Origin of the sequence: Endozoicomonas numazuensis (assembly GCF_000722635.1) — a bacterium.
In the GTDB taxonomy this organism is placed as follows: domain Bacteria; phylum Pseudomonadota; class Gammaproteobacteria; order Pseudomonadales; family Endozoicomonadaceae; genus Endozoicomonas_A; species Endozoicomonas_A numazuensis.
The window spans coordinates 258,441-284,044 of the sequence record NZ_JOKH01000002.1; the positions used below are offsets into that span (position 1 = coordinate 258,441).

The 25,604-nt window shown below is 44.2% G+C and carries 16 protein-coding genes; 12 read left to right on the plus strand and 4 right to left on the minus strand.

Translation table 11 applies throughout. The features are described from left to right. The first annotated feature begins 887 nt into the window (after positions 1-887). From dptF to GZ78_RS08570, 8 genes are all read left to right on the plus strand, one after another. Complete coding sequence (gene dptF / locus GZ78_RS08535) at positions 888-2,471, plus strand: DNA phosphorothioation-dependent restriction protein DptF (protein ID WP_051785967.1); 1,584 nt, start codon at positions 888-890, stop codon at positions 2,469-2,471. Further along, positions 2,471-3,832, plus strand: a complete 1,362-nt coding sequence (dptG, locus tag GZ78_RS08540) for a DNA phosphorothioation-dependent restriction protein DptG (RefSeq protein WP_051785968.1) — start codon at positions 2,471-2,473, stop codon at positions 3,830-3,832. The genes dptF and dptG overlap by 1 nt, the downstream gene beginning before the upstream one ends. Continuing rightward, the gene (gene dptH / locus GZ78_RS30255) at positions 3,813-8,942 is read left to right on the plus strand and encodes a DNA phosphorothioation-dependent restriction protein DptH (RefSeq protein WP_034834745.1); all 5,130 of its coding nucleotides are present in this window, start codon (positions 3,813-3,815) and stop codon (positions 8,940-8,942) included. The genes dptG and dptH overlap by 20 nt, the downstream gene beginning before the upstream one ends. A 98-nt stretch (positions 8,943-9,040) precedes the next feature. Further along, complete coding sequence (locus tag GZ78_RS08550; protein ID WP_034834747.1) at positions 9,041-11,146, plus strand: DEAD/DEAH box helicase family protein; 2,106 nt, start codon at positions 9,041-9,043, stop codon at positions 11,144-11,146. Beyond that, positions 11,136-11,336 (plus strand): DNA modification system-associated small protein, encoded by a 201-nt coding sequence (locus GZ78_RS08555; RefSeq protein ID WP_034834749.1) that lies wholly within the window; start codon positions 11,136-11,138, stop codon positions 11,334-11,336. Before GZ78_RS08550 ends, GZ78_RS08555 begins: the two co-directional genes overlap by 11 nt. Next, positions 11,333-13,315, plus strand: coding sequence for an AAA family ATPase (locus tag GZ78_RS08560; protein WP_034834751.1), 1,983 nt, complete (start codon positions 11,333-11,335; stop codon positions 13,313-13,315). Before GZ78_RS08555 ends, GZ78_RS08560 begins: the two co-directional genes overlap by 4 nt. A 1-nt stretch (position 13,316) precedes the next feature. Continuing rightward, positions 13,317-13,697, plus strand: coding sequence for a hypothetical protein (locus GZ78_RS08565; RefSeq protein ID WP_034834754.1), 381 nt, complete (start codon positions 13,317-13,319; stop codon positions 13,695-13,697). 9 nt (positions 13,698-13,706) lie between these two features. Further along, on the plus strand, positions 13,707-16,547 hold the full coding sequence (locus tag GZ78_RS08570) for a DNA-directed RNA polymerase subunit alpha C-terminal domain-containing protein (protein ID WP_034834757.1): 2,841 nt from the start codon (positions 13,707-13,709) through the stop codon (positions 16,545-16,547). 116 nt (positions 16,548-16,663) lie between these two features. Here the strand turns inward: GZ78_RS08570 and dndE are convergent, their stop codons facing one another. From dndE to dndB, 4 genes are read right to left on the minus strand one after another with little or no spacing between them, the layout of a single operon-like run. Then, positions 16,664-17,017: a DNA sulfur modification protein DndE gene (gene dndE / locus GZ78_RS08575; RefSeq protein ID WP_034834758.1), complete on the minus strand. Its 354-nt coding sequence runs from the start codon at positions 17,015-17,017 to the stop codon at positions 16,664-16,666. A gap of 11 nt (positions 17,018-17,028) precedes the next feature. Continuing rightward, the gene (gene dndD, locus GZ78_RS08580; RefSeq protein ID WP_034834761.1) at positions 17,029-18,990 is read right to left on the minus strand and encodes a DNA sulfur modification protein DndD; all 1,962 of its coding nucleotides are present in this window, start codon (positions 18,988-18,990) and stop codon (positions 17,029-17,031) included. Further along, entirely contained in the window at positions 18,980-20,710 is a 1,731-nt protein-coding gene (gene dndC, locus GZ78_RS08585) for a DNA phosphorothioation system sulfurtransferase DndC (RefSeq protein ID WP_081869742.1), read from the minus strand. The genes dndD and dndC overlap by 11 nt, the downstream gene beginning before the upstream one ends. Beyond that, positions 20,700-21,821 carry a DNA sulfur modification protein DndB gene (gene dndB, locus GZ78_RS08590; protein WP_081869743.1) on the minus strand — a complete coding sequence of 374 codons (1,122 nt, stop codon included), beginning with the start codon at positions 21,819-21,821 and terminating at the stop codon, positions 20,700-20,702. Before dndB ends, dndC begins: the two co-directional genes overlap by 11 nt. 113 nt (positions 21,822-21,934) lie before the next feature. On the opposite strand from dndB, the gene dndA reads away from it, so the two are divergent. From dndA to GZ78_RS08610, 4 genes are all read left to right on the plus strand, one after another. Next, entirely contained in the window at positions 21,935-23,062 is a 1,128-nt protein-coding gene (gene dndA / locus GZ78_RS08595) for a cysteine desulfurase DndA (RefSeq protein ID WP_034834765.1), read from the plus strand. Further along, positions 23,063-23,875, plus strand: a complete 813-nt coding sequence (locus tag GZ78_RS08600) for a restriction endonuclease (protein WP_034834767.1) — start codon at positions 23,063-23,065, stop codon at positions 23,873-23,875. It begins immediately after the preceding gene. 68 nt (positions 23,876-23,943) lie between these two features. Then, entirely contained in the window at positions 23,944-24,132 is a 189-nt protein-coding gene (locus tag GZ78_RS08605) for a hypothetical protein (protein WP_034834769.1), read from the plus strand. A 96-nt stretch (positions 24,133-24,228) separates the two neighbouring features. Continuing rightward, on the plus strand, positions 24,229-25,566 hold the full coding sequence (locus GZ78_RS08610) for an IS1380 family transposase (RefSeq protein ID WP_034831824.1): 1,338 nt from the start codon (positions 24,229-24,231) through the stop codon (positions 25,564-25,566). Positions 25,567-25,604: the final 38 nt, after the last annotated feature.

The window sequence follows — 25,604 nt, forward strand, 5'->3', positions numbered from 1 at the left end:
CCCCTGGAACCCTGATCCAAGTTTAATGTGAGGCCACATCACGCAGTGGCCAGACGGGACAGCCTGTAACGCAAGGGTTGCGGGCAGTGACGCTCATCGCTACAAAGAGCAGAGCTTTGCTGATGCCAGCAGCTGAGGCGATAACTGTTATAACCAGCACAATGACTGACCGGGTTTAGTATCACGCCTGCTTATGAAAGTTCGCCATGAAAGCGACCAAAACAATGGAAAGAAAGCCGATAGAAGACACTGGTCGATCCGCAAGGCACGAATGCCAATACAAACAGAGACGGTCTCTGGAAGCGGCTTTTTGGAAATGAGCTTTCCCAAATCAGAGCAACAAAAATTCTACGACCCGGTGAGCTGGGTGATAACAAACGTACAACTCAATATTGCATAAGAATGGATAAGCTTTTGGAGACGACCTGTCTGACGCTTTTTCTGAAAAAGCCATCAAACAACCCGTGTGCCAGAGTCGCTATGCACTGGCAACCTCACAGCTGATGTTCAGCTGTATGAAAGACTCGCGAAGAGTGGTCGGTGCCTCACGGCAAGCTTTGTGGTCTGATTATGACTACGTTGCAAGTAAAGTTATGCTCCTGTCAATAATCATACCAACTGTGATTTTAAGCAAAAAAGTCACAGTAACCGAGGAGGATATTATAACTCCTCATCGAGAATCTTCTATTTTCATTTAATGACTACAAAACAAATAATTCGTTTTGTGCGGCTACCTCTATCCCCCAGAAAATGGCACAATCGAGCCATTTATCATCAATTTTCACAATATTGCTACCCGCTCTGAGACGTAATCCTGCTCAGTAATTTACTGTCGCAAGGCCTGAGGGCGATAGCGTATCTGAATACCACTGAAATATGTAAGTATCATGTCACTAAAGCAATTGCTTAACACTCTATCGAGGTCTTCTGCACAGGCAGTAAGCACACTGGGTAATGCAGGCAGCAACACTGTTAAAGAATATCTGTACATCAAAACCAACATAGAAATCGCTTTCCAGAAAGCGATTGAACAAGCCAATTCACGAGAAAAAATCATTTTTCTATGTGGCTCAAGTGGTGATGGGAAGTCCGAAATCCTGACACGCTACTACCACATGCACAAAGAGAAACTGGATTTCCATCTGGATGCTACGCACAGCTTTCAGCCGGATATGACAGCTATTGAAACACTCGACCACACATTCAAATGTCACAAGGAAGGTAAGAAACCACTTATTGTGGGTATCAATATTGGCATGCTCGGCAACTATGCTGAAGAAGGGTCTGAAGAGCACAGCAACATCAAACAATCCATCAAAGCATTTCTGAAAAATGACTTTGATCATATCTATACAAACCACATTTTTCTAAACTTTGAGGATTACCCTAAGTTCGAACCAGACAATGACCAGATCATTGCACCATTCATAGAGTCGTTGTTGCTTAAATTGACAGTAGCATCTGACGACAACCCTTTCTATCAGGCATGGAAACAAGAAGAAGGTGCTAACACAACTCTACATGTCAACTATCGGCTACTGCTATACCCTGAAGTTCAGCAGGTAATCATTCGTACTCTATTGAAAGTTCGCCTGAAATACGACCAGTTCCTGACAGCCAGAACTCTACTCGACTTTGTTTATAACTTGTTGTCTGGTCCTGGGTACCTCTTCGACAACCTGTTCACCGATAAGAATACTGAGCTAGCTAAGGCGCTGACTCATTTCGACCCGTGCACTATTCGCTCAAAAGACATTGATCTATTTATGATTCAAAACTCTCTGAACATTACTGATGAGAAGTTTGAAGCATTCAGAAGCGATGTTAGTCAGCTGATTCTGGTTGAAAAAATGGAAACAGGCTCATGGATACGCTTTTTCCACATGATTCAAGAACTGGAAATTAGTAACAATTACCATGCTCGTTTTAACAGTGCTTTCCAGAACCAACTATACGATGAATACGTAAAAATCTGGCTTTTACATCTAAATTACAGTGGTCAAAGCTCAGAAAACAAGGAGCTTGAGAAGTTTTACAGCAAATGTTTTTTAGAGGCTTTGTTCCGGTTTGCCAATCGGTTTGCCCCAGAGTTGACCAGTAAAAGCCAGCTATTTTTAGCTGAGTATAACGGTTATCAAGTATCTACAGCTGTTGATGTTGAAGCTAATTTGCAACGCATAGTGCAGCACAAGCCTCTGCGACTGAGTCACTTCAATGCGGTGTTAGAACTAAATTATGAGGAAGATCTGCCACCTGTACCAATTAGTGCCAGTTTTTTGGATTTGATTTTAAAAATCAACAGCGGCTACCGACCAAACAAGCACGACAAAAACAATATTGTCATTCTTGAAGAGCTGATTGAAGACATCACTCGCCGTGTTCAAGAAAGCAAAAAGCTTCATATTCATAAGGATCAAGATGAATGGACCCTTATCAATCGTGGTCATCAAATTAAAGTGAAGGGGCAATAATGAATCTTGTTAAACGTCTTGCAGCCCTCGGACACATTGAAAATGTTGCAGAAAAAAACGATCTGAATAACTACCTACCCATTCGTGGCAAAAACAACACGATCAATTATGGCACAGTGGCAGGTAAGGTACTTGGCTTGCTCCTTGGCAAGGAACTGAACACCAGTAAATACAGTCCAGAAGAGTTTAAAAATGCCTGTCTCAATGAACTCAGCGAGCTGCAAGTAGAAAACGACATACTAGAGCATATCGAAAAAATGTATTTTCGGAATAATGCTCTGACTAAGGTGTCCCCTGAGTTTTTACTCCTGGGGCAAGAGGAGAAAGAAGCTCCCGCAAGCAAATATCTGAGCCAGATATTTAGAAGTTTCCTCAAAACTGACGATCAACCGAGTGAACTGGATTGTAAAGCCAACTTTATCGAAGCCATTTTTATTAAAATGTTGCAGAAATATCTGCTCGATCCTAATGAAAAAAAATCAGCGAAAAGCCGTCAGGAACAACCATATCTTCCTTACATGGCAGATAACTTCAGTAAGGACATCCGCTTCCTCAGTGGCAAGACGGAATACTTACTCACTCATTTTGAAGAGTTTCTAGAGCTTTACAACTTTCTGTACTGTTCACAGCTGGCACTGAATATCCGTAGCTGGACATCTGGAGAGCCGCGAAGTCAAAAAATGTACTTCATTCTTGATACTGAGAAAGCTAGCCAGGAGCGTAGCCATATCAAGTCAGATGGTTTCTACCCCATGCATCGCTCCATGGCTACCGTTTTTCCAATTCTATCTCTCCTTGACACGATTAATAAGCAAGCGCCAGATGAGTGTGTAGCTCCATTATGGCAATACGGCGATGCCTTGGTTTCAGAAGATTATGACTCCGAAGAGCTAGCGACCCAAATTAGTCAATATGCTGAAACCTTTGCATTGAATCGTAAAATCAAACTTCGCACTGGTGAGTACAGTAGTACACCTATTGACCAATTAAGACTGCTGGTGAGGTATGCGCTTGATCAGTTTGAGCGAAGTCGTTACACAGAGAAGAAAAGTAGACACGAAGTTCGTGATGCCTACCTGAAGCAGTTCGATGAGCATATTGCAAAACACTTTGTACAAAATAGAGGTAGTGCTGGCCGTGTTCTGGTTCTGAATCAGGACTATCTGTTGCTGCTTACCAATCTGACTATTGGAGCAAATGGACAACTCCGTTTTCAGGAGCTGTTAAAAGAATTTCAAGCTCGCGGTGTCTATTTCGACAAACAATCCGAGCAAGCATTAATCGCCTTTTATGAACGTGTTGGCAACGTTGACCGTATGAGTGACAGTGGAGACGCCGTATATGTCCGTAGCACCATTTGAACAATTTCTTGTACAGCGCCTCACTAGCTGGCTAGAAAATCGTATTAGCGCCGGTACCCGCTACCAATTCCAGTCTCCTGATGCTGAAAATACAAAGCGGTTGTTTGATCAAATAAAGACCAATTTTTCCGGCTCAATCACATTTTTCTCAACGCCACTGCACTATATCGAAATCAATGGCGTAAAACTGATATGTGTTGTTCATGCTGAAAGTCGTGATGAGCTGAGTGACGGATTTAATGATAACTACATTTCTGCCGTGCGAGATGAAGTTGCAGGTCAATCTGGTGATTTCAGTAACAGTGCCTTGCTGATCATTCACAACAGTTTGCTGGATACATTGATAAACAGTGCTGATAATCTTGCTGCCGATGGAATGCCATGGGCTACTGAAAGCATCAAGGTAGATCTTGAAAACATCATTCAAAACCAGCCTAAACCCAGTCGTGTATTACTGTGCCTGTTGCGTTGGCAAGCTGAAGTACTGGAGGATCTGGGCGGCAGCATGTTTGGTTATGAACAGTTGTTTAGTGCCATGTCAACTGGCAGTGAACCTGATCTCACCTCGCTTGGTCTTTTGCCTGATAGTGGCCTTACAGACATGAACAGCGACAAACAAATTGAGCAAAGACTAAAAGATAATAAAAAGTTGTTTGATGATATCTACAACACAATCAGCAATCACCCTGAAGAAATAGCTGAGCGTCTGTCTGACTTTGGCGAAAAGTTCATTAAAGAGCAGTTCGATAATCAGGAAGATGATGCCTGGAGACTAACTGATGTTCAGGTATTCTGGAATGAAGTTGAAGAGCAACGTAAGCAAGGTCTTGATTTTGCAGCAATTGACTCCGAAGGTTGTAAAGTTGTAGGCCCTCGTAATAAACGGGAAACTGCCGCTGGCAAGCGTGAAAAGCACCTCATTCTTGTTGCTGAGCCTGATGCTCAATACTTTGACCTTAAGCTGTCTTTCCATGGTAAGGACCTGGAGAAAAAGCAAGTAAGCATCAGCAACAACAAAAGCTTGAAAAATCTGTCTAGCGAAATCATTCGCCTCACCTCAGGTGGTAGTAAGCGTTACTTGAAAATACTGGCTCCATTCAATGGCCAGCCAACCTACTTGACAGTAAAAACCAATCGGCCTCGTACTAAAGAGTGTTTTACTTTCCACATCCTGGTAGTAAAAAAAGGTGACTTCCTGCTGAGAGGTTTCGAAAACAACTTTCTGGTTAACCCTGGTAAGCAAAGTCTCACCTTACAGACCGAAGAGATGAGTTTGCGACTCAATGACCAGCAATCTAGCATCTTTTATCTTTCTGAAGAAAATTGTGAAGCTGATGTCAATGACTTTGGCTTTATTAATTATCAGACAGAATATGAGAGCTCAGACGAAGTCGTATTCACTCTACGTAATGCCAATAGCTGCTTAAAATTCAACATAGTAGGCGAAGTCAACCATGAAGCTCTGAGTTTGCCGTTGCTGATGGATGAAGGCCGCTTTAACCTTCTCTTCAATGATCATTATTATGGGCAATTTAACTCTGCCAATGGCAAGGTGATCATCGATAACAAGGAAGCCCGGGTAATAGGCCGTCGATTATTGCTGTTACAGCGAGAAGAATCTTTCCTGGAACTGGATCAGGTTTCCCAGATAAAAGATGGGATAAATGCTACTGAACTGAAAACCGTTGCCCCAGATATCTTCCACGCATGGAATACCTTGACCGCATATCTGAAGAGTCGCAACACCCTTCTCTCACTCGTATCATGGGGTCCAGTTGTAACGGAACTGGTTCGCGATTACGTTACCGCCTGCCTGAACTATCTTAACAATATACCGCTAAGTCGAAATATCAGCGATGCCGACCGAATGGTTCTAAAAGTTGGGGTCGCGCAGTATGAAGATCAGGAATACTTCACTCCCTATCATCCACTGATTCTTGGTTACTATCTCAATCTGGTCGATCAGATTCGCGCTGACGAGACGAATCGCTCATTCAAAAACCTACCGGATGTGACCCGCAAACGTCTGAACCCAAAAGGGTTACTCCCATACGTTTACTCAGAGTCAAGTAACTTCAGCTACACCCAGGTTACCGACGAAAATCCGTTCTGGTTGGAAATGGTTCCTCAGCAGGACACCAGTTACAGCTATGTCATCAAACTGGTGAAAGAAAAATCAGAAGAATTTATCAAGACCTTCAGCGAGCTGTTTAAACAGGTCGATGACGCACCTCTGATCATAAACTCAGTAAATAATCGTGACAATTGCGAGATATTTTTGGGGCTTCTTAGCTATTACCTGGAACATTTACTTCATGCTCGACACGTACATGTCAATTTGTACGATGATGAGCTCTGCGAAACAGAGTTTGACCGTTTTGCTGAGATGGGTGCTTACGATCAGATCAAACAAGAATATCAGTTGGATAAGGGTAAAGCCCGAGAGAAGGCTGATAGCATTATCGATCTGCTGCGTAGTCGGCTCTCTTTCTCAAAGTTCACTCACGATGAACATGATGAGCAACAATACGCACACCTAAGCTTTTTCAAAAATAACCAAAAGGTTCAGCGTATAAGTAGCAACATCGACGAACATGTATCTGGCGTTGCTGCATCCGGACTTTTAAACGGTGAGTCGTCACTGAGCGATAATCACAGTTACAAAACAGGCTTTGGCCTCAAGAACATAGATTCTGAAGGCAAACCGCACTTGCAGCTAGCAAGACTCTATGGCCGGCTACTGTATCCATGCAAAGAAGCGAATGAAGAATACTCTGAACGTTCTTCTATTGCTTTAGCGGTAAGGGATGAGTTTAAAGATCTGTTGGAGAAATCCTATGAAAGCTCCATCTGGACAACCATTATTGACCCAAAAGTCACCCTGGACTTTTTCCAGAATGAGCAAAATCTGGTACTGATTCATTACTCCGACCAGTACACCAATTCAGCAGGATATGACGCCATTACAGTTACTCGGCAGACTGATTTATACAAACAGATTCTCAGTCAGCAGGGTGATGATTTAATCAGTGAGTTCAATGCCTTTAATGGCGAGTGGCTACTGAAGATGGTGACAGACCGCCCCACTGAGAAGAAAGCCAAGCTGGGCATTATTGGTGGTTGGAAATTGGTCAGCGCCATGCTGTCTGGTTCGGATATCACCTGGGTTCCAATTTCTATAGCTGAAATGGTGCGAGTGTCAGGCAATATTGGCCTGAAGATTTCCGATAGTGACTTTGCTCCCTTCCATAAAGGCGGGAAATTCAAGGGAACAATGTCAGACGACATCCTCTTCGCTGGCTTTAAGGATGGTCAGCTTTATTTATTACCTGTCGAAGTTAAAACAGGTAATCATGGTAAAGACTCTCTGAACAAGGCTAAGGAGCAGTGCGAAGCTCTTCAACGTTATCTGGTTGAAGGCTTGTTTGGACCCGATACTCTGGAAGGTCGCATATACCGAAGTCTGTTTATCCGTCAGGTACTGATGCAGGTAGAAAAGTATCAGCTGTATGGAGTTTTTGACAAAGACTACTTCTCTGAGTTTCTATCAAACCGCGAGATGTGGCTCAGTGGTGACTACAAGCTGGGGCAATTACAAGACTATCCGGAAGCCATGGTTGTTGCCCATCTTGATGGAGAAGGGGTATACCAGACAGCAACAGAGTTGAAAGACTCTGTACTTGAGTTGCAAATTCCTATTGGCTATCTGGATATGCTGGTTAATCAGCCTCTTAATACATTGCTGTCGAAACTGGTATGCGATAATCAACTAAATATTCCTGAGCAATGGTTTTTGAGCAAGGGGTTGGAGTCACAAACTTACGAGCCTGAAGCATCTGTAAATGCAGAATCAGAGAGTGACGATGATTCTGAAGATGTTGACAGTTTAGATACATTGGTGACAGTTCCTGATCGCCCAACTGCAATCAATAATCAGACAGCTCCTGCTGAAACACAAGAATTGAATCCAAATGATGATGGGGCACTGAAAATCCAGTTTGGTTCAGACCATACAACAGGTCAGGCTGTACATTGGGAGCCCACAAATACAGAAAAGGTATTCAATCCGAACACCGCCATCATTGGTACGATGGGCACAGGTAAGACTCAGTTTACCAAGAGTGTCATTACTCAGTTGGTGCGCAATCAGGATAATAATGTCGATGGGCAGCCTCTAGGCATTCTGATTCTGGATTACAAGGCTGACTATATGAAAGAGGATTTCATAAAAGCCACCAATGCTAAAACATTTAATCTGGAAAACTTGCCCTTTAATCCCTTGGCTTTATTTGGTGATAAACCACGCTTGCCAGTACATACAGCAAGTTTGTTCCGTTCAACTCTGGCTACGGCATTTGGTCTCGGAGCGAAACAGCAGAACAAGATTCGCAACCTGGTGATGGATGCTTATCAGCGTTCTGGCATCAATGCTAATGACAAGAGTACCTGGTCACGCCCTGCTCCAACCATTCAGCAAGTCTGGGATGTATTCATGGAAGATGAAAAAGTTGAGCAGGATAAACTTTTTGCGGTAATGGATGAGTTGATCAGCTTCCAGATCTTCGACCCTGATACCAACAACTGTCAATCACTATACGATATGGTTGATGGTGTTACTGTCATAAACCTGTCTGGATACGACCCGAATATTCAGAATCTTGTGGCAGGTATTATCCTGGATATTTTCTACAACCAGATGCATCAACAGGGAAGTTCCAAGGTAGACGGGAAGTTTCGACAGCTCACCAAATTTGTTTTGGTGGATGAAGCCGACAATTTCATGCGACAAGACTTTACCAGTCTGCGCATGCTGATGAAGGAAGGCCGTGAGTTTGGTGTTGGCACTATCTTGTCTACTCAGGAAATGGATCACTTCCGCACTAACGATAATGACTTCTCCAGCTATATCAACAGCTGGATTATTCACAAAGTGGCTAAGCTGAAGAAGCAGGATATTCAGACCATTTTCAACACTAAAGGCAAGGATGAAGAAGAGCGGGTAATGAGCCAGATACTACAGCTTGAAAAGCACTATTCGCTGTATATTGGCGGATCGAATAGTGCCCGGAAGATTAAGGACTTAGCATTTTGGGAGATTAAAGATAAATAATTATTAAATCTCAACATATTGATGCATGGCAATCAGAGAGCGGTTCATAAACCGCTCTTGATTAAGTTGCAGCCAAAACACTCAAAAGGTCAATAATAATGACTTTAAAGCAAATAAACATTCTGGAAGAATATCGAACAGGTGAACAGGATCTTGTAGAAGGTTTCTATAAGCCCTGCCTTCGTGAGTCTTTTTTCTACGATCGAGCAGTAGGGTATTTTCGTTCGACAGTTTTCCTTTTGATTGGCCCCAGTTTAATCGATTTTGCCAAGCGCGGCGGCACAATGCGATTAGTTTGTTCTCCGGAATTGACAAGCGAAGATTACGATGCAATAAGTACTGGCTACCAAAGTCGTGATGATACTCTAGGAAGCGCTTTAAGCAGAGATTTCGAGTCATTAAAGAGCGATGAACGGCTACAAGCCAATACTGAAGCCTTAGCTACACTTATTGCGCTTGGAGTGATTAGCGTTAAAATTGCCTTTCGCCCAAAAGGACAAGGAATCTACCACGAAAAAATGGGAGTATTTAAAGACAAACAGGGGGATGTTGTTTGCTTCAAGGGTTCAGTAAACGAGTCTTGGAGCGGTTGGCACGAGTATGGTAACTACGAATCCTTCGATACCTACTGTTCGTGGGATGAAACCAAAGAAACCATCCGTGTTAAAAACAATGAACAGTATTTTGAGCGTTTGTGGAATAATGAATTAGAAACCGTGCAAGTGGTCGAGCTGCCTGATATCGCTCGCGAACAGATTGAGTTGGTTGCCAAAGAAAGCATCGATGACATTGATGTCGCAAAACTCTACGAAGTCCAGAATGCAGAGCTAGAACGTTTAACCTCAAACAAGCGAAAACCACTACCACATCAACTGTCTGCAATTAACGGCTGGATAGCTCAAGGTTGCCGTGGCGTGCTCGAACATGCCACTGGCAGTGGCAAAACCTTTACTGCGCTTACAGCAATGAAGCCCCATCTGGATGAAGGTGGAGTTGTACTAGTGCTAGTACCCGATCGCCTTCTCCACAAGCAGTGGGGTGACGAGATCCTCGAAGAATATCCTAATGTCACCATTCTCAAAGCCGGTGATGGCCATGACCGTTGGCGTAAGAACCGTCGTCTTCGCAAGTTTACTCAACCTGGTAAGGACTTTGGGCCCAGAGTAGTTCTTGTTACTATGGCCACCGCAAGGCTGACGGAATTCTGTGATGGACTCTGCCAGGGGGTACATTTGATGGTAGTCGCCGATGAGGTACACGAAATAGGCAGTGCCGGAAATGCCAAGGCTATGACTATCCAGACAGGAATGCGACTAGGGCTCAGTGCTACTCCGCGACGCTTTGGTGACCCCGCAGGCACTGACAAAATTTTCGCTTACTTTGGTGAAGTGGTTAAACCTCCTTTTACATTGATCGATGCTATCAAGCAGGGTCGCTTGGTAGAATACGAATACCATCCGGAACCTATTCGCCTAACGGCGGAGGAATCCGAAGAATGGGAAGCAGCCACACGCGAAATATCATTAGAGTATGCCCGCTCAAAACGAGATGATAGCGGCTCACCAGTGGTAAACCCGCGACTGCAGAATATGCTTATACAGCGATCTCGCATTGCTAAAAAGGCTTCTGCAAAAATTCCCTATGCAGTAAAAACTTTAGTTGATAACTACATCGAGGGGCAGAGCTGGCTTGTCTACTGCGAAGACCAACATCAACTAAGAGAAGTGATGGATGCTCTGCGCTCACACGGTCACGATCCTTGTGAGTACCATACAGGAATGAAAGGGGATGCAGCGGCTTCTCTCGAATGGTTCAAACGGTTCGGCGGAATCATGGTGTCGATACGTTGCCTCGACCAAGGTGTCGACATCCCCAAAATTTCACACGCAGTTATTCTTGCTTCTTCGCAAAACCCTCGGCAATTTATTCAACGTCGAGGCCGTGTGTTGAGAGTGTGCCCCGGTAAATACCATGCAGTTATTCATGATGCTGTTGTGGTGCCTGTATGTTTAGAGCAAGAACCAGGTCAATTATCACTACTTAAAAGTGAAATTCAAAGAAGTATTCAGTTTTCTAACACAGCAATGAATCGCTCAGGTTCTAATAAATTAATTAACATTGCCATTGAGCTGGGTATAGACCCCGAAGAAGTCGGACTATTTGATACGGATGGCATAGAAGAGGAAAGGACTGATGACAATTAAAAGTGATCCATTGGCGGTACTACTCGCAGTAAAATCTGAAATGAAGACAGAGCTTAGCGATGAGCTATTAAAGGCTTGCTATCAACTTCAGAGCGAACACCAGTACGACAAAGAGCGTACCACTATGAAAAAAATGCAAGCGTTGGTTGAAAAAGCAATTGCAAGTGATGAAGAGGATGTGTCTTTATGAAACTCAAGGAACTTACCGTCACCAACTTCATGCCCTATAAAGGTAAGCAAACAGTCTGCTTCCCTCAGCACGACACACAGAATGTCATGCTACTGTTCGGTGACAATATGCGAGGGAAAACCAGCTTTCTCAATGCGATGCGTTGGGGTTTCTATGGAGTAGCCCTGGGAAGGCATCTTCGCTCTATTCCTCGACTTAACATGATAAATATCGAGGCTGCTACGGATGGCAATTGGAATATGTCGGTTGTACTCAAATTCTCCGATGGTGGTAAAAGCTACGAAATTCGTAGACTCATAGAGAAAAAGAATCATGTATCTCAACCCAAGGTAGATGCAGATTTTGAAGAAACTGTTTGGTTGAACATCGATGGTGAACGCCAGCCTGGAGATACAGTAGAGAATCAAATTAACCAGATTGTTCCCGAAGAAATATCTCGCTTCTTCCTGTTCGACGGAGAGTTATTACAGGAGTATGAAAACCTTCTAATTGAAGGTGATGCTCAAGGGGAAAAGATAAAAGAGCATATTGAACAAGCGCTAGGAGTTCCTGCGTTAATTCATGGTCGTGATGAATTCAATAGCCTGTTAAAAGATGCTCGAAGGATACAAGCTAGAGACGCCAAAAAAAATACTGAGCTCAAACGCTACGCTGAGCAACAGACTCAACTCGAAATAAAACTGACCTCAATCGAAAATGATCTCAAAGATCTTGAAGCTGAGCGAGTCGATATCGAGAAAAAAATTGATGATATTGACGATGAGCTAAAAAATACTGAAGGTGTTCAACGGAAAAAAGTAGAGCTCGAGGGCCTATCTGCCGAGCGTAAAGCCATTGAACGCCAGCTAGTTGACCTATCTAATGAGCAGCGTGAGTTACTGAAAACTGCATGGTTGGATGTACTACACAGCAATATGTCTCCACTACTCGAAACCATAAAGCGGCGCCGAGATAGTCTGCAGACGTTGGTCGAGACCAAGACAAAGCTCAGCACCCAAATAAACATGCTACAGAAAAGCATCGACAACCCCTCTTGTGTTACTTGTAATCAGGTTATCCCTGATGAAAAGATTCAGCCTATTCGTGACCAGATTGCTAGCCTTCGGGCTGAAGAAGAACTCGCTGTTTACAACCCTGAAGAAATCCGTCAACTCAATAGCAAAATCGATAAGCTGTCTGTCATTCGTTCGGCCAATGAGGGACTTCGCCTGCAACAGAACGAAGACAAACAACGACAGTTAGATGTTCGTCTTATTCGGGTTGAAACAAAATGGGACGAGTTGCAGGAGGAAATCCGGGAATTCGACACTGATCAAATCATCCGTCAGCGCGATAAACGCGATCAATATAAGGCGCTGCTAGCCCGTCTTAATGTCGACATTACCAATGCTAAGTTAGCTCGCGATAAAAATATTAAAGAGCAGGATCACATCGCCACACTAATCTCCAAAAGCGCAGGTGGTCAGGGGCAAAAAAGTTCAATACGAGTCAACATGTATCAAGATCTGGAGTCAATCTTTACAAAAGGCATTGATCAGCTGCGAGATGGATTACGTGGTGATGTAGAGCAGTACTCATCCGCAGCCTTTGCCGAACTCACTACCGAAAAGAGCTACAGAGGCCTACAAATCAATCACAACTACGGCCTTTCTATCGTCGATCAAGCAGGGCGTGTGCTCAAAGAGCGTAGCGCTGGTGCAGAGCAAGTAGTAGCGCTATCTTTGATTGACGGTCTCAACCGTACCGCCCGAAAGTCCGGACCTATCGTAATGGACACTCCTCTGGGTCGACTCGACCCCAAGCACCGCAGCAATGTCTTGAAGTATCTACCTAAGATGGCTGATCAAGTGGTTCTGTTAGTACACGATGGTGAAATTGACCCTGACAAAGATATACAGAACTTTGCTGATCGTATTGGTGCCCGATACCAAATTCAGCGCATTTCTGCAACTGAGTCACGTATTGTAAAGAGTAATTGAAATGAATGAACCAAGCCGGATAGGACTGACATCAGCAACAGGTGCACAACTTGATGAGCTACTTGAAGACCTCAACCCTGACTCAGGTGACGAGGGAGTCAAGCTCATCAAATTTGATCTTTACCGCCTAGCCGTGGCTCTCCGCCTTAAAGCCAATACCCCACCTCCACCATTACCAGAGAAAAGCGTTACTAATCTGCGAGTAAAGGAGCTGGACCCAGATGGTTTACTATTTCTGGCAGCCGAAAACTCTAACCTATTACCTGCAGGCACGCCGATCTATGAGTTTATTGAACAATTGGCTGAGGCTGGAATCTCAGATTTTTATCGTGATTTTCAACAAACCGGCCAGCTGCCATTCAATCAATACTTCGGCGAGTAATCAAAAAGAATGGCAGCACTAAAACTTTACTTTGCTCTAATTAATGAAGACTCTTCATTAGAGGTCAGCGTTCATCGCAATCTATCGACCCTGCGTGAAGCCTGGCAGCAGACTGTTCAGGCGGATTGTGTGGGCATCATTCACATTGGTTTCATTCGTCCGAAAATAAAGAATGCAACTGCCCTGCTTAAGCAGCGTGGAAAGCTTCTATTGAGCGCGTCAGCTAAATGGGCTCTACCAGACGCTTATCTCAGTTCAGTGGCGGTCATTGCAGAACTTAAGCTAGCAAGCCAGATATTACCGCTATATCAACTATTACAGGGATTCGGCTGTGATGCCGTTGAGCCACAAGCGAATTTTCATGCTACTGCACAATTGTGCGAACAGTCACATCCTAAAAACGACTGCTCTCTCACCATTGCTGAAGCCGCTCGCCAGGTACTTAATCAGGCCATCCAACCACTGAATAAAGAGGAGATCTTCGCACGTATCGTTGAGCAAGATCTCTATCGTTTTGGTACCAAAAAACCAGTCAGCGCATTATCAGAACAGTTAAATCTCTACACACGCAATACCAGCGACAGTAATGCTGACGCTGACCCTCTGTTTATCAAGACAGAAGGTGATCGTTTCTGCTCACTGGATCATGTGTCTTCTGAGCTTAGCGGTTGGGTTAAGCATCTAGCCGAAAATTTACCTGAACTGGCTGCTGCCGCTAATCCCTTTGGTCTTACTGACGAAAAGAGCTATTCCAAACTAGCCGACCATTTGCCAGCCAGATTGCGCGACCAGCTTGATGCGTATCGATTCAGCCAACTAATAGATACCGTGGATCAGCTAGCCCCTCAGGAGCTGCTCAATATACTGCCGTACAGTCTATTGTCAACTAACATTAGTTCGATCAATATGTCGGTTAGAGTATTCAATGTACTCAAGGCACACGACATTGCACATCTAGCCGACTTAAAGAGCTACTCAGTAGCAAAAATGCTAATGTGGAATAATTTTGGCCGAAAATCAGTAAGTGACCTATGCAGAGCTATGATCGATGCTGCTGAAAAAGTCGCCGCCCAGATGCTAAATGGTAAGTACAATAGCTTAGAAGTCGACAATGATGGGATTAGTGATACCGACGAGCTGAAAGATGCTGAAATTGAGCACGATGAAGCTTATCGGATGACTCTAGTCTCCAATACACCACTAAAATCACATTTCGAAAAGGCATTAGCCGGATTACGTGACAACCACAGACAAGTCATCGAGTGCCGAACAGGCTATCATGGCACAACAATGACACTAGAAGAGGTTGGCAAACTAATTGGGGTCACACGGGAACGTATCCGCCAAATTCAAAAAAAATACGTCGATAGAATCATCAGTACTGAATTTTGGGACAACTGTATTGCCATCAAAATCGGACAACTTCTAATCAATCGAGAAACACCGCTGTATATTGAGATGCTGGAGGTCGAAGACCCTTGGTTTGAAGGTTTCATAGGTAACTACCAGCATTTAGCAGCTATTATCGAATTATTTTCTGAAAACGAGATCCGTATCGTTAAAATTAATGGGGCAAGCCTGGTCACTCGTATCAAGCTTGATGACTGGGAACAGTGCATCAGCCACTTCCGAAAAAGCCTCAAAGATAAAGCTACCGAAGGCAGCTGGACCCGTCAGGATATTGATACGACTTTTAGAGCAAGTCTTTCTGAGAAAGGAGCGCCAGAACTAGTACCACTGATGTGGGATGAATTTGAAAACGCCCTTCAGTTTGAAGGGGAAGGTGAAGATGCTAAATTGCTATCGTTTGGAGTTAGTGCAGATTCTGTTATACAAGCTGTGCTGCTTCAAGCTGAATCTCCACTGCATTTTACTGAAGTTGCAGCACGGGCAACCAAATTACTAGGTAAGCCCGTCGATGAGCGCCGCGCACAAAATTCATTGATGAGCCAAGGCGCAAAACTCTATGGGCGTGGTATCTATGGACTCGAGAAGTTCAATCCTATTTCTCCACGCATGTGCAGTAATATCCGGCTGGCTGTTTGCAATATCCTTTATGAAGGACCACTAATGAAGCAATGGCATGCCAATGAAATACTTGGAATGTTGCAAGCCAAATTCCCAAGTCTACCCGAAGAGTTGGATAACTATATTCTTAATATCATCTTGCAGGAGGCTGACCGGTTGGTCTATTTAAATCGTATGGTCTGGGCTCGTGTTGACTCTAAGCAGGATGTTAATGACCGTGTAGATATGGCTGACGCCTTCACCCAAATCCTTGAAGAGCATGGCGGCCCTTTGAAAGGCAAAGAGATAAAAGATCGGTTAGCGGCCATTCGCGGCGTATCCAATAAACTTCAACTGCAACCTACCGAACGAATGATCCAAATCGGTCCCGATTTCTGGGGTTTGGTTGAGCGAGATATTGGTGGAACCCCTGAAGGAAATGCTGAAAAACTTAACAACCTGTATCAGAAACTGCAAGAGCGACAAAAGGGTATACATGTTTCAGAAGTGTGGCAGTATGTAAGTGTAAGCGATAGCTCTAGAGAGCACCCGTCACCTTATGCCTTATTGAATCTTGCACAACGTGACTCTCGATTCTATTTAGGGCGTGCAATGTACTTGGGCCTATCAGAATGGGGTGATGATACAAGGCGCCTAAATATTGCGCAGGCTGTAAGAAAACTATTTAAAAAGGCATCATCACCAATGACAATAGCTGCAATAAATGCAGAGATAGAGGATTTAATCGAAATGCCTGTTGATGGATCAGTTACTAATACCCTTATTAATTCAGGGGCAACATTCGATTCAGCGAGTAAACGTTGGCATTTTCCAAAAAACTAATGCGATCTGAGCGAAGAATACAGCTAAGTTAAGTTTACAATCTCTTATTATTCTTTTTCCCATATAACACAGCTGGAGAAAATCCTTCCTCAGCTGTGTTGTTTGTACAAGTTAATCTAGCTGTAATCACTCATTAACGGAGTGATATTAATATCGTTAAGTAAAAAAGAAATTCCACGATTTAAGTGAAGCTTTAGACACAACATGAGATCGTCAGTTCCGTCTATGACAGATCGCTCTTTCAACAAAGCTGCATAAATATCACTATATTGTCCGCCAAACACCTTCCACGTCATCTCAACAGAACTGTCAGAAGGAATGTCCTCATAAGGAGGAACAGATGGTTCAGCCAATGAAGTACAAAAAGCCCACCGACAGAGCGTATTCCAGTTTTCAATCCCTGTTCGCTTTTTCAGCTGAAGCAGCTGCTGTTTACCCTTTTCAGAAAGGCGGATATTTTCAATTGTCATAATTTAACTCCTTAAAAATACCCTTCTTTGATAACAGACGACTTAATATCTTCCTGATACTCAATCTTGTACTTGGCAGAGATATAAGGCTCCAGCCCTTTGCAATATTGCTGGTCAATTTCCTGATCAGTAGAGAGCAGAATTACCTGATGACTGGCATTAGGGAAGTAATTCTCAATCAGATGATTACGGTGCTTGCTATCCAGACGACCAAGAGGCGTGTCGATAATAGCAGGCAAAGGGCGACCCGAAGCCTTTGCTAAACCCCATAAAATTGAGATAGCCAACAGCTGACGCTCGCCTGCGGAGAGACGGGAAGGCTTGATTGGATGTTGATCCTTGCCCAGCAAGGTCAACTTGAATGTATCAGTATCAATATCGATTTTATCAATCAGATCGTCTTTACGAATCAAAGACTGGAAGCTTTCCAGAATTTTCTGCTCCAGACGGCTGATATCTTCGTTAATCAACAATGATCTGAATTCAGTCAGTACATCTCTGACATTATCGGCCTGCTCAAGCACCTTAAGCTGACGTTCAATATCAAAGCCTTTATCAGCAGAGTCTGTCAGCTTTTTGCTGATCTGAGCATCTTGATGATTAATCGCTTCCTCTCTCTCCTGAACCTGCTGTGTCACAAGGTTCAGCTCGATATTCAGCTTTTCGACTGCTGTTTTAGACTCTTCTATTCGGTGCTGAATTCCAGCAATAATATGTTGTGCCGGAACAGCACCTAACTTACCACTTATCTGCCCTATTTTTTCCCGAAACTCATCATATCCTTGTTTGAGTTCTTTTCCTTGCGACTGCACACTACTGAAAAACTCATCGTTTAAATCAGAAAACGCTTCAGGAGAAACATTTAGATAAATTTTTTCAGGTATCTGCTTCAAGCGATCAGACTCATCTTTTTCCACAAACTGGCGTGCAGAGGCAATAGCTTCCTGACCAGCACCGGCAGCTTCAAGCAGCTGAAGGAGCTTGGAGTCTCTGACGGATAAAGATTCAACCACTGCCTTGGCAACAGCGCCCTCTTCTTCCTTAATAGCCTGCTCTTTGGCTTTGTAGATGAGATCTTTTACCAATAAAAGAGGTGCGGCGCCTTCCGCATGTTTACGCATCTCTTTTTTGTGCTTCTCAAACTCTTTTTCAACGGCATTCTGTTCTTCTTCAAGAGCTTTCTTTAGCTTATATAGCTCGCCACCTTCACGACGAAAATCAAGCCATGCTTCATTTAATTCGCCCTCGGCTTGCTTCAGCTTCTCTTTCAATAGAGTTCTTTGCTCATTGAGAGGCAGGAGCTCTTTTTTAAGCTCTTTTTTCCGAGTCTCCAGCTGTTGGATCTGAGCTTGAACCTCAGCAGTCTGCTGCTTAATTTTCCTTCGGTTCTTAAGAGCATTCAGATCACGAGACAAGTTATCAACCACGTCCAAGCCCAGCAGGGCATGGATACCGGTTTTAATCAAACCTGCGGATTTACGGGCATCGGCAAGGCTTTCAATTTTTTCACCGTCAAAGAAAAACAGCCCGGAAATATTAGATGGTATGAACTCATTGACATATTCATCCCATTGCTCGGAAAGCAATGGCTCCTCAACTCCATTTTTACATACCAGTAAATTTTCTTTGACACTTTTGCCACGAACAGACCAGGAGCGTTTAACCTGATAACGATCTCTCTTTCCCTCATTATGGTGATAGAAAAAGAGTTCCAACATGGCACTTTTGTGACGGGAATGTCGGTTGATCGTTTCTTTCAGGTAATCTTCATACGCCATACGTCCTCGATTAGACGTTTTGGCGTGTTTGCCATAGAGAACCAGCTGCAAGGCATCAAGTAGCGTGGTTTTACCGCCACCGTTCAGACCACCGATCAGGATGATATTCTTCTCCCCTCTTGGGGTGAAGAATATGGAGTGGTCGCTGCCTTTGTATATGCCAAAGTTCTCAATATTCAGTTCATCAAGCAACATGATCTACAGTATTTCCATCCTGAGCAGTGGTCTGTGGTGTGATGATATGTACCAGATCAACATCTTCTTCAAGGGACAGTACATCCTTAAGCTGGTCTCTCGCTATCTGTAGACGCTGCTCAGTTTCTTTAATCTCTTTATCTTTTTTCTTCCGGAGCTCAACTTTACCGGAAAGGTGTTTGACTTCTTCCATCAGAGTATCGAGTTTTATTTCCGTACTCTTGATCTCTTTGCGAAGACGGTAAGTCAGAGCTTCTGTCTCATTCGCAAAAGAATATTTCTCAATGGCTCGCTCCAAAGTGTCATAAAGCTTGGCACGTCGAATCATGGTTTTATTCTGGAGCTCGATATGCAACAGTTCACGAGTCTGCTTATAGAGAAGGATTGGGTCTATTTCACTGTCTGGATTTTTCTTCACATACAGTTCACAGGCACGTTTCAGCAGAAGCATTTCTTCGGCACCAAAAGACAAACCTTCGGTCAATTGAATGCCAGGATACGGCTCACCCATCACTTCTTGATACAAGCCTGGCAGAGCATCTTCTATCTCATGTTTTTCCATGACCCAGATGCGTCGAATGGCTTCCATATCGTCGTCGTTGAGCAGCTTCATGGAACGAACTTCTTCAGGGCCGTTTTCCTGAATAGCCAGTTGAGCTCTTAACACAGCTTTGAACAGTTCGTGTCGATGTTCTTCAGTGTAAGGACCATAAACCAACTTGGCTTCGCCATAGCGGGTATTGATATGAAGGGTTGTGCGACCATCCATGCGACGCCAGTCTCTGCGAGAACGATCGACCTCATAATTGGTATGATCGAGGTAATCATCTCGCAATTCCAGTAGAGGAGCCATCCAGATTTTTTCATCATCATTATGGATCATGGCGTGCAGGGATTTATCCTGGCCAACCAAGGTGCAAACATAGCAACCAAAGCGGCTGTCACCACAGCTTGGCGTGGTTGTATCTACCACCAGAGGGCATTCATTATCTTCTGTAGCACCCTGATACATCGTCTGGAGCTGGAAGTTCTCAACACCCCAGGGATTTCTGATCTGGTTCAGGTAAACCCAAACATCATCATTACTCCATTCACCAATCGGGGTGAACTTCCAGACACGATCCAGAGTTTGGTCTGCCACTAAACCTTCACGAGTATTGCGTTCATGCTCTTCTGCTTCACGCATGTTGGCAGAACGCGTTGTACTCTCAAGCTTGCGGGTACCAAGCACCAAAATCGCTTCGCCATTTTGCTTAACCGTATCTTTGATAAATGTTTCGGAAGGCTTAATCTTCAAACGATCAGTACACCAGCGAAATTTTGGCCGAGGTGCCGGATAGCCCTTACCAATCACATTTACCCAGAAACGGTTTTCTACTGCTGGTGTCAGGCGATGTGCCTGAATAGGTAAGTCTTGCGCTTCTGCAGACTGGTTAATTTTTGCCAGAGAAGCTTCTACCCACAGAGCAACCACAGGGTTTTCTACCAGTGTATCGGTGCTGATGACATGCACTGGTTTGATATGCTTCTCTTTGGGCAGATCAGCAAGAGCCAGCCATACCAACTGCAACACGGCGGTAGAGTCTTTACCACCGCTATAACCCACAACCCAGGGGATTTCATCGCTTAAGTAAAGTTCCTGCGTTTTTTTCAGGACTTCATCGATGGTTTGTTTGAAGCCTTGCGCTTTAAAAGCAGACTTTCGTGCATTACTTGACATGTTCACCTCGCTTAAAGGCTTCTTCAGTTCGCTGCTCATCCGGCGTCAAACTGATGCCAAGCTGCATTTTGATGTAGTTGGATGTAAGAGTAACATTGTGCCCGGCTTTGGTGACACGTCCGCCAGACATACAGCGGCCTTCCCAGGCCTTGGAGTTGGTGCGTCGCCAGTCAATATTGTTCAAACCTGATAATTTCAGTTGTCTATCTCTCATAGATATATTAATCAGCCGATTGCAAACGGCACCCAGCGCTTGCAGTACCACGGCATGACTATGTATAAACTCTTCTCGTACATCACCTGCGGTGATTTTTGATTCACTGACAAGCTCCCATTCGGGGATGTTTGCAGCAACTTCGTCCCAAAAATCGATGCAAAGTCCAGCAGCTTCTTCAACACTCATTCCATCTGTCTTATCCTCTGTTTTTAACTCAACACCACTCAACATCGCAATATTTGCTGAGTTAATTGAGCTTAGAGTAAACAGTTTTCGTGAGCGTGCGGACAATGCTGATTTTTCCATATCCACTAAGCCACTGAAGACCTCGGACTTCATGGCCACCAGCCTGGAAATTTGGGCTTGTGCATCCCGGTGATCATAACACAAACCTAACGATAAACTTGTTTTAACAGCGTATCGATTTAAGTCCGCAAACATCTGCTGACAACGGTTCAGACCACGGTCAACAAAAAACACTACAGACAAGGTTTCCTCGCCCAATGCTGGGTGTTGCTTGAGTGCTTCTTCGATAGCAGCTCGGCGATGCTGACCATCATTGATGATAAAATGTGACTGCATATCGACTCTCAGCGAGCCGACCAAACTTTCATCACCATCATCACCTAACGGAATAAAATCAACATCGCCATCAATCGAGGCTGTGATCGACGAAAATACGTAATCATCTTTGTTCCTGACCAAGTAGCGGGCTATTTCCGGTATGCGCGATCGGTTCAAAAGCCTCTGCGCTCGAAGCTCTGGTTTTAACTCTTCCTCATCGAACAGAAATATTTTGGGAATCAGCTTAAGTGGACACATGGAAACATAATACTGACGCCCTGCCTGAGTACCCCGTATGGATGGGAATACATACTCGAATGAAGCAGTCATGGGGATAGTATGGATATAAAACCAAGGAAGTTTGTGAGATTATGACATTCTGTTTGTTTGTTATCCAGACGATTTTCATCTGAAGATAAAGCTGCTTATACAGGAATAAATTTATGTCGGTTTATCTGGATTGCAACGCTACTGCTCCCATTGATCCAGCCGTAGCGGCTGTAGTCACAAAATATCTTATTAAAGAGTTTGGTAATGCTGGAAGCCGAACTCATGACTTTGGCACCCGAGCTAAACAAGCTGTTGAAAAAGCTCGTCAGCAATTGGCTCAGGTTGTGTCTACAGGTAAAGATGAAGTTATTTTTACCAGCGGTGCTACTGAAAGTAATAATCTGGTCATTTTAGGACTTGCCCCTGAAGGTGAAAAAACGGGCAAGAAGCACATCATCACCACAGCGATTGAACATAAAGCTGTTCTGGAACCTTGTGAGGCTCTTGAAAAGAAAGGCTTTGAAGTCACTTATCTGAAGCCTGGTTCTGATGGTCGTATTAAGCCTGAAGATTTGGCTGATGCTTTACGTGATGACACGCTGCTGGTGTCGATTATGCATGCCAATAACGAAACAGGTGCCATTCAGCCGTTGGCTGAATGTTTAGAACTGCTTAAAACGCATGACGCCTATTTTCATACTGATGCCGCCCAAAGCTTTGGCAAAATCCCCAAAACACTGGAAAACAAGCGTATTGATTTTATCAGTGTCAGTGCCCACAAGCTGTATGGTCCCAAAGGGGTTGGTGCATTAATTGCGCGTAAAAGAGGCTACAAGCGCCCTCCCCTGTCGCCAATTATGTTTGGCGGCGGTCAGGAAAAGGGCTTAAGACCAGGGACCCTGCCTGTACACCTGATCGCAGGGCTGGGTGAAGCTGCTGAACAAGCACTTCAGAACCAGGCACAGCGTAAAGAGGCATGTTTAAAGTTAAAAGATGAAGCACTCTCTGCATTGTCGGAACTGAATCCTCGCTACCACGGAGCTGATAATGCTTTGGCTCATACCATTAACTTCTCCGTCCCGGGCATTAATTCTGAAGCAGCCATAGTTGCTCTAAAGGGTATTGCTGCGGTCTCTAATGGTTCAGCCTGTACTTCCCAAAGTTATACCCTCAGCCATGTTCTGACTGCGATGGATATGCCGCAGGAAGAAATCATGGGTGCGATCAGGGCATCCTGGTGTCATATGACAGAAACCGTTGACTGGTCAGCGATAGTGAGAGCATTGAAAGAACTGTTGTAAATGGAAAAAAGGACTATTGTACAGGCTGCTGTTGCGGTACTGGAAAAGGCAGCGCAGCCTCTCACGATCAGTGAGATTCATGGAGAGATCGTCAGAAATAATCTCTACACGTTTAATACCCCTACTCCTGAGCAAGTGCTAAGGGTGCAAGTTGTTCGCCACTGCGAAGGGGCTACATGGTCAAATATGGCCAAGAAGCGGTTTTTCCAAAAGGTAGGTGACAGTCGCTACGCCTTACTGTCTGATAAGGTAGAAGAAAAATCACCAGACCCAGAAATTATTCAGCCTGAGTCATTCTCATATATTGAAGAGATTAAGAAGCTGCAAGAGCTGCACCTTTGTCAGGTTAAAGGACATATTCTCGATGACCTGAAACGGCTGTCTCCCTATAATTTTGAGCGTTTCTCTGCTCAACTGTTATCCCAATACGGATTTCAGGATGTCAGCGTTACCAGTGTGAGCAATGATGGCGGTATTGATGCTCACGGGAAACTGAAAGTCGGACTGTCTTACATGAATGTGGCTGCTCAGTGTAAACGTTACACCCGGCGCAACAAAGTTTCCCGTCCTGAAATCGATCAGTTCCGTGGTGCCATTCAAGGCCGTTATGAGCAAGGTATTTTCTTTACTACCAGTGAGTTTACCGATGGGGCGCAGAACGCGTCCTTTCAGACTGGTGCAGTACCCATCATACTAATCGACGGCCCACAACTGGCGCAGATAATGATTGATCATCAAATTGGTGTCCAGCGTCAGGAAGTTCCGATTTTCAGCTATGATATGGAAATGGCTATTTCTTCAATGTATGACTAGCTGATCATCTTCTGAGCCTACAACAAAGGATTTCTGGACAGGCTACTGTAGATTTTTCTGGAGTAGTTATGGAACAAGCAACCAGCAAATCCTTTTCTGTAGTTCAAAGCTGTAACCGTCAGGAAGCGGCTGCAAACACCTCCGCAGATGGATCTTTTTACTCTGTTCCAAAATTGCTCTTGCAAATTCAGGAGGAATTATCTGAATCTGATTTTCTTCTCCTTGAGCTTAAAGCCGACAATAACCTGAATCCGTGACTTCATCAGCAATAAAAAAGCCTTAAAGCCATCCACCGAAAGGGGTGTAGGCTAAAATACGACCTACTCGTTTTTTCACTGAATAGGTGAATTTTTGTGGAACTCCATTTTGAGCAGTCTGATACGGAATTCTATACACCATTTGCTGGCCTTGCCTTTATTGGTCACGCCCTCAATAAAAAAACATCCCTCAAAAAATCACTCCGTAAGATTAAGAAGCGACATGGAATCGCCAATATTGATTTAGTGCGTGCTTATGTTGGCTTGCTGGCCCTCGGCAAAAATGACTTTGACGCCATTGACACCCTTCGCCATGACGATTGGTTCCAGCAATGCATGGGAATAAAACAGATGCCATCTGCCAGTCGATTGCGCCAGCGCTTTAATGAAGATGCTACCCAGCTTATTCCGCTGATTGAGGAAAGTCTTGCTGAGTTGCTTATAGAACTTGATGCTCCGCTTACACCACTTCCAAAAGAACTTGATCGCCAACAGCATATACCATTAGATATGGATGTCACGCCTCAAGACAATAGCAACTCCAAGAAAGAAGGAGTGAGTTGGACATATAAACACTTTTTCGGCTACTCCCCCATTATGGCTTACCTTGGGCAAGAAGGCTGGTGCATGGGGTGTGAGTTGCGACCAGGTTCGCAACACTCGCAAAATGATTTCATCCCATTCCTGGGTGCCGTTTTACAGAGAGTACGTCGTATAACGCAACAGCCGATATTGCTTCGGCTCGATAGTGCTCACGATGCTGAAGATACCCGCATGGCCGTTGCTCAACATGCTAACGTTGACCACATAATTAAATTGAATCCTCGCCAACAGTACACCTCCAAGGCCTGGCTACCTAAGTTTGAAGCAGCGAAGGTAGAGTGGCATGAGCTACGAGCAGGTAAGCACTATGCGACTTTGACTATTAACCATGAAGCTCACTATGGTCATCAGCGACTGATTATCAAAATGGTCAGACGAACGTCAGATGCCGTTGGTCAGATGTTTCTAACTCCAGACTACGAGCTGGAAGGTTGGTGGACAACATTGAATGAAGAAGAATACAGCGATAACGACGTTATTCTGCTGTATGAGAATCACGCCACCAGTGAGCAATTTCACAGTGAATTAAAAACCGATATGGATCTGGAAAGGCTTCCTTCTGGAAAGTTCGATACTAATGATTTAGTAATGTGTCTGGGCGCATTAACTTATAATATGCTGCGTTACATGGGGCAATCTTGTTTGCTGGGGCCGCAGTCACCTGTTCGTCATCAGGCAGCAAGGAGAAGAATAAAAACCGTCATGCAGGAGTTGATTTATCAGGCTGCCCGCTTTTTGGAGGCAGGCCGTCGCAAAATACTACGATTTGGCCGATATAGCCCGGCACTCCAAGTGTTTATGGGGCTTTATCCAGAAAAAATGCTTTGTTAGCCATCAATATTATTCTGTCTTTCTGAAATGAATGCCAG

Excerpts from the sequence above, each read along its gene's own strand:
- dptF (WP_051785967.1), top strand. The coding sequence starts at position 888 with ATGTCACTAAAGCAATTGCTTAACACTCTATCGAGGTCTTCTGCACAG.
- dptG (WP_051785968.1), top strand. The coding sequence starts at position 2,471 with ATGAATCTTGTTAAACGTCTTGCAGCCCTCGGACACATTGAAAATGTT.
- dptH (WP_034834745.1), top strand. The coding sequence starts at position 3,813 with ATGTCCGTAGCACCATTTGAACAATTTCTTGTACAGCGCCTCACTAGC.
- GZ78_RS08550 (WP_034834747.1), top strand. The coding sequence starts at position 9,041 with ATGACTTTAAAGCAAATAAACATTCTGGAAGAATATCGAACAGGTGAA.
- GZ78_RS08555 (WP_034834749.1), top strand. The coding sequence starts at position 11,136 with ATGACAATTAAAAGTGATCCATTGGCGGTACTACTCGCAGTAAAATCT.
- GZ78_RS08560 (WP_034834751.1), top strand. The coding sequence starts at position 11,333 with ATGAAACTCAAGGAACTTACCGTCACCAACTTCATGCCCTATAAAGGT.
- GZ78_RS08565 (WP_034834754.1), top strand. The coding sequence starts at position 13,317 with ATGAATGAACCAAGCCGGATAGGACTGACATCAGCAACAGGTGCACAA.
- GZ78_RS08570 (WP_034834757.1), top strand. The coding sequence starts at position 13,707 with ATGGCAGCACTAAAACTTTACTTTGCTCTAATTAATGAAGACTCTTCA.
- dndE (WP_034834758.1), bottom strand. The coding sequence starts at position 17,017 with ATGACAATTGAAAATATCCGCCTTTCTGAAAAGGGTAAACAGCAGCTG.
- dndD (WP_034834761.1), bottom strand. The coding sequence starts at position 18,990 with ATGTTGCTTGATGAACTGAATATTGAGAACTTTGGCATATACAAAGGC.
- dndC (WP_081869742.1), bottom strand. The coding sequence starts at position 20,710 with ATGTCAAGTAATGCACGAAAGTCTGCTTTTAAAGCGCAAGGCTTCAAA.
- dndB (WP_081869743.1), bottom strand. The coding sequence starts at position 21,821 with ATGACTGCTTCATTCGAGTATGTATTCCCATCCATACGGGGTACTCAG.
- dndA (WP_034834765.1), top strand. The coding sequence starts at position 21,935 with ATGTCGGTTTATCTGGATTGCAACGCTACTGCTCCCATTGATCCAGCC.
- GZ78_RS08600 (WP_034834767.1), top strand. The coding sequence starts at position 23,063 with ATGGAAAAAAGGACTATTGTACAGGCTGCTGTTGCGGTACTGGAAAAG.
- GZ78_RS08605 (WP_034834769.1), top strand. The coding sequence starts at position 23,944 with ATGGAACAAGCAACCAGCAAATCCTTTTCTGTAGTTCAAAGCTGTAAC.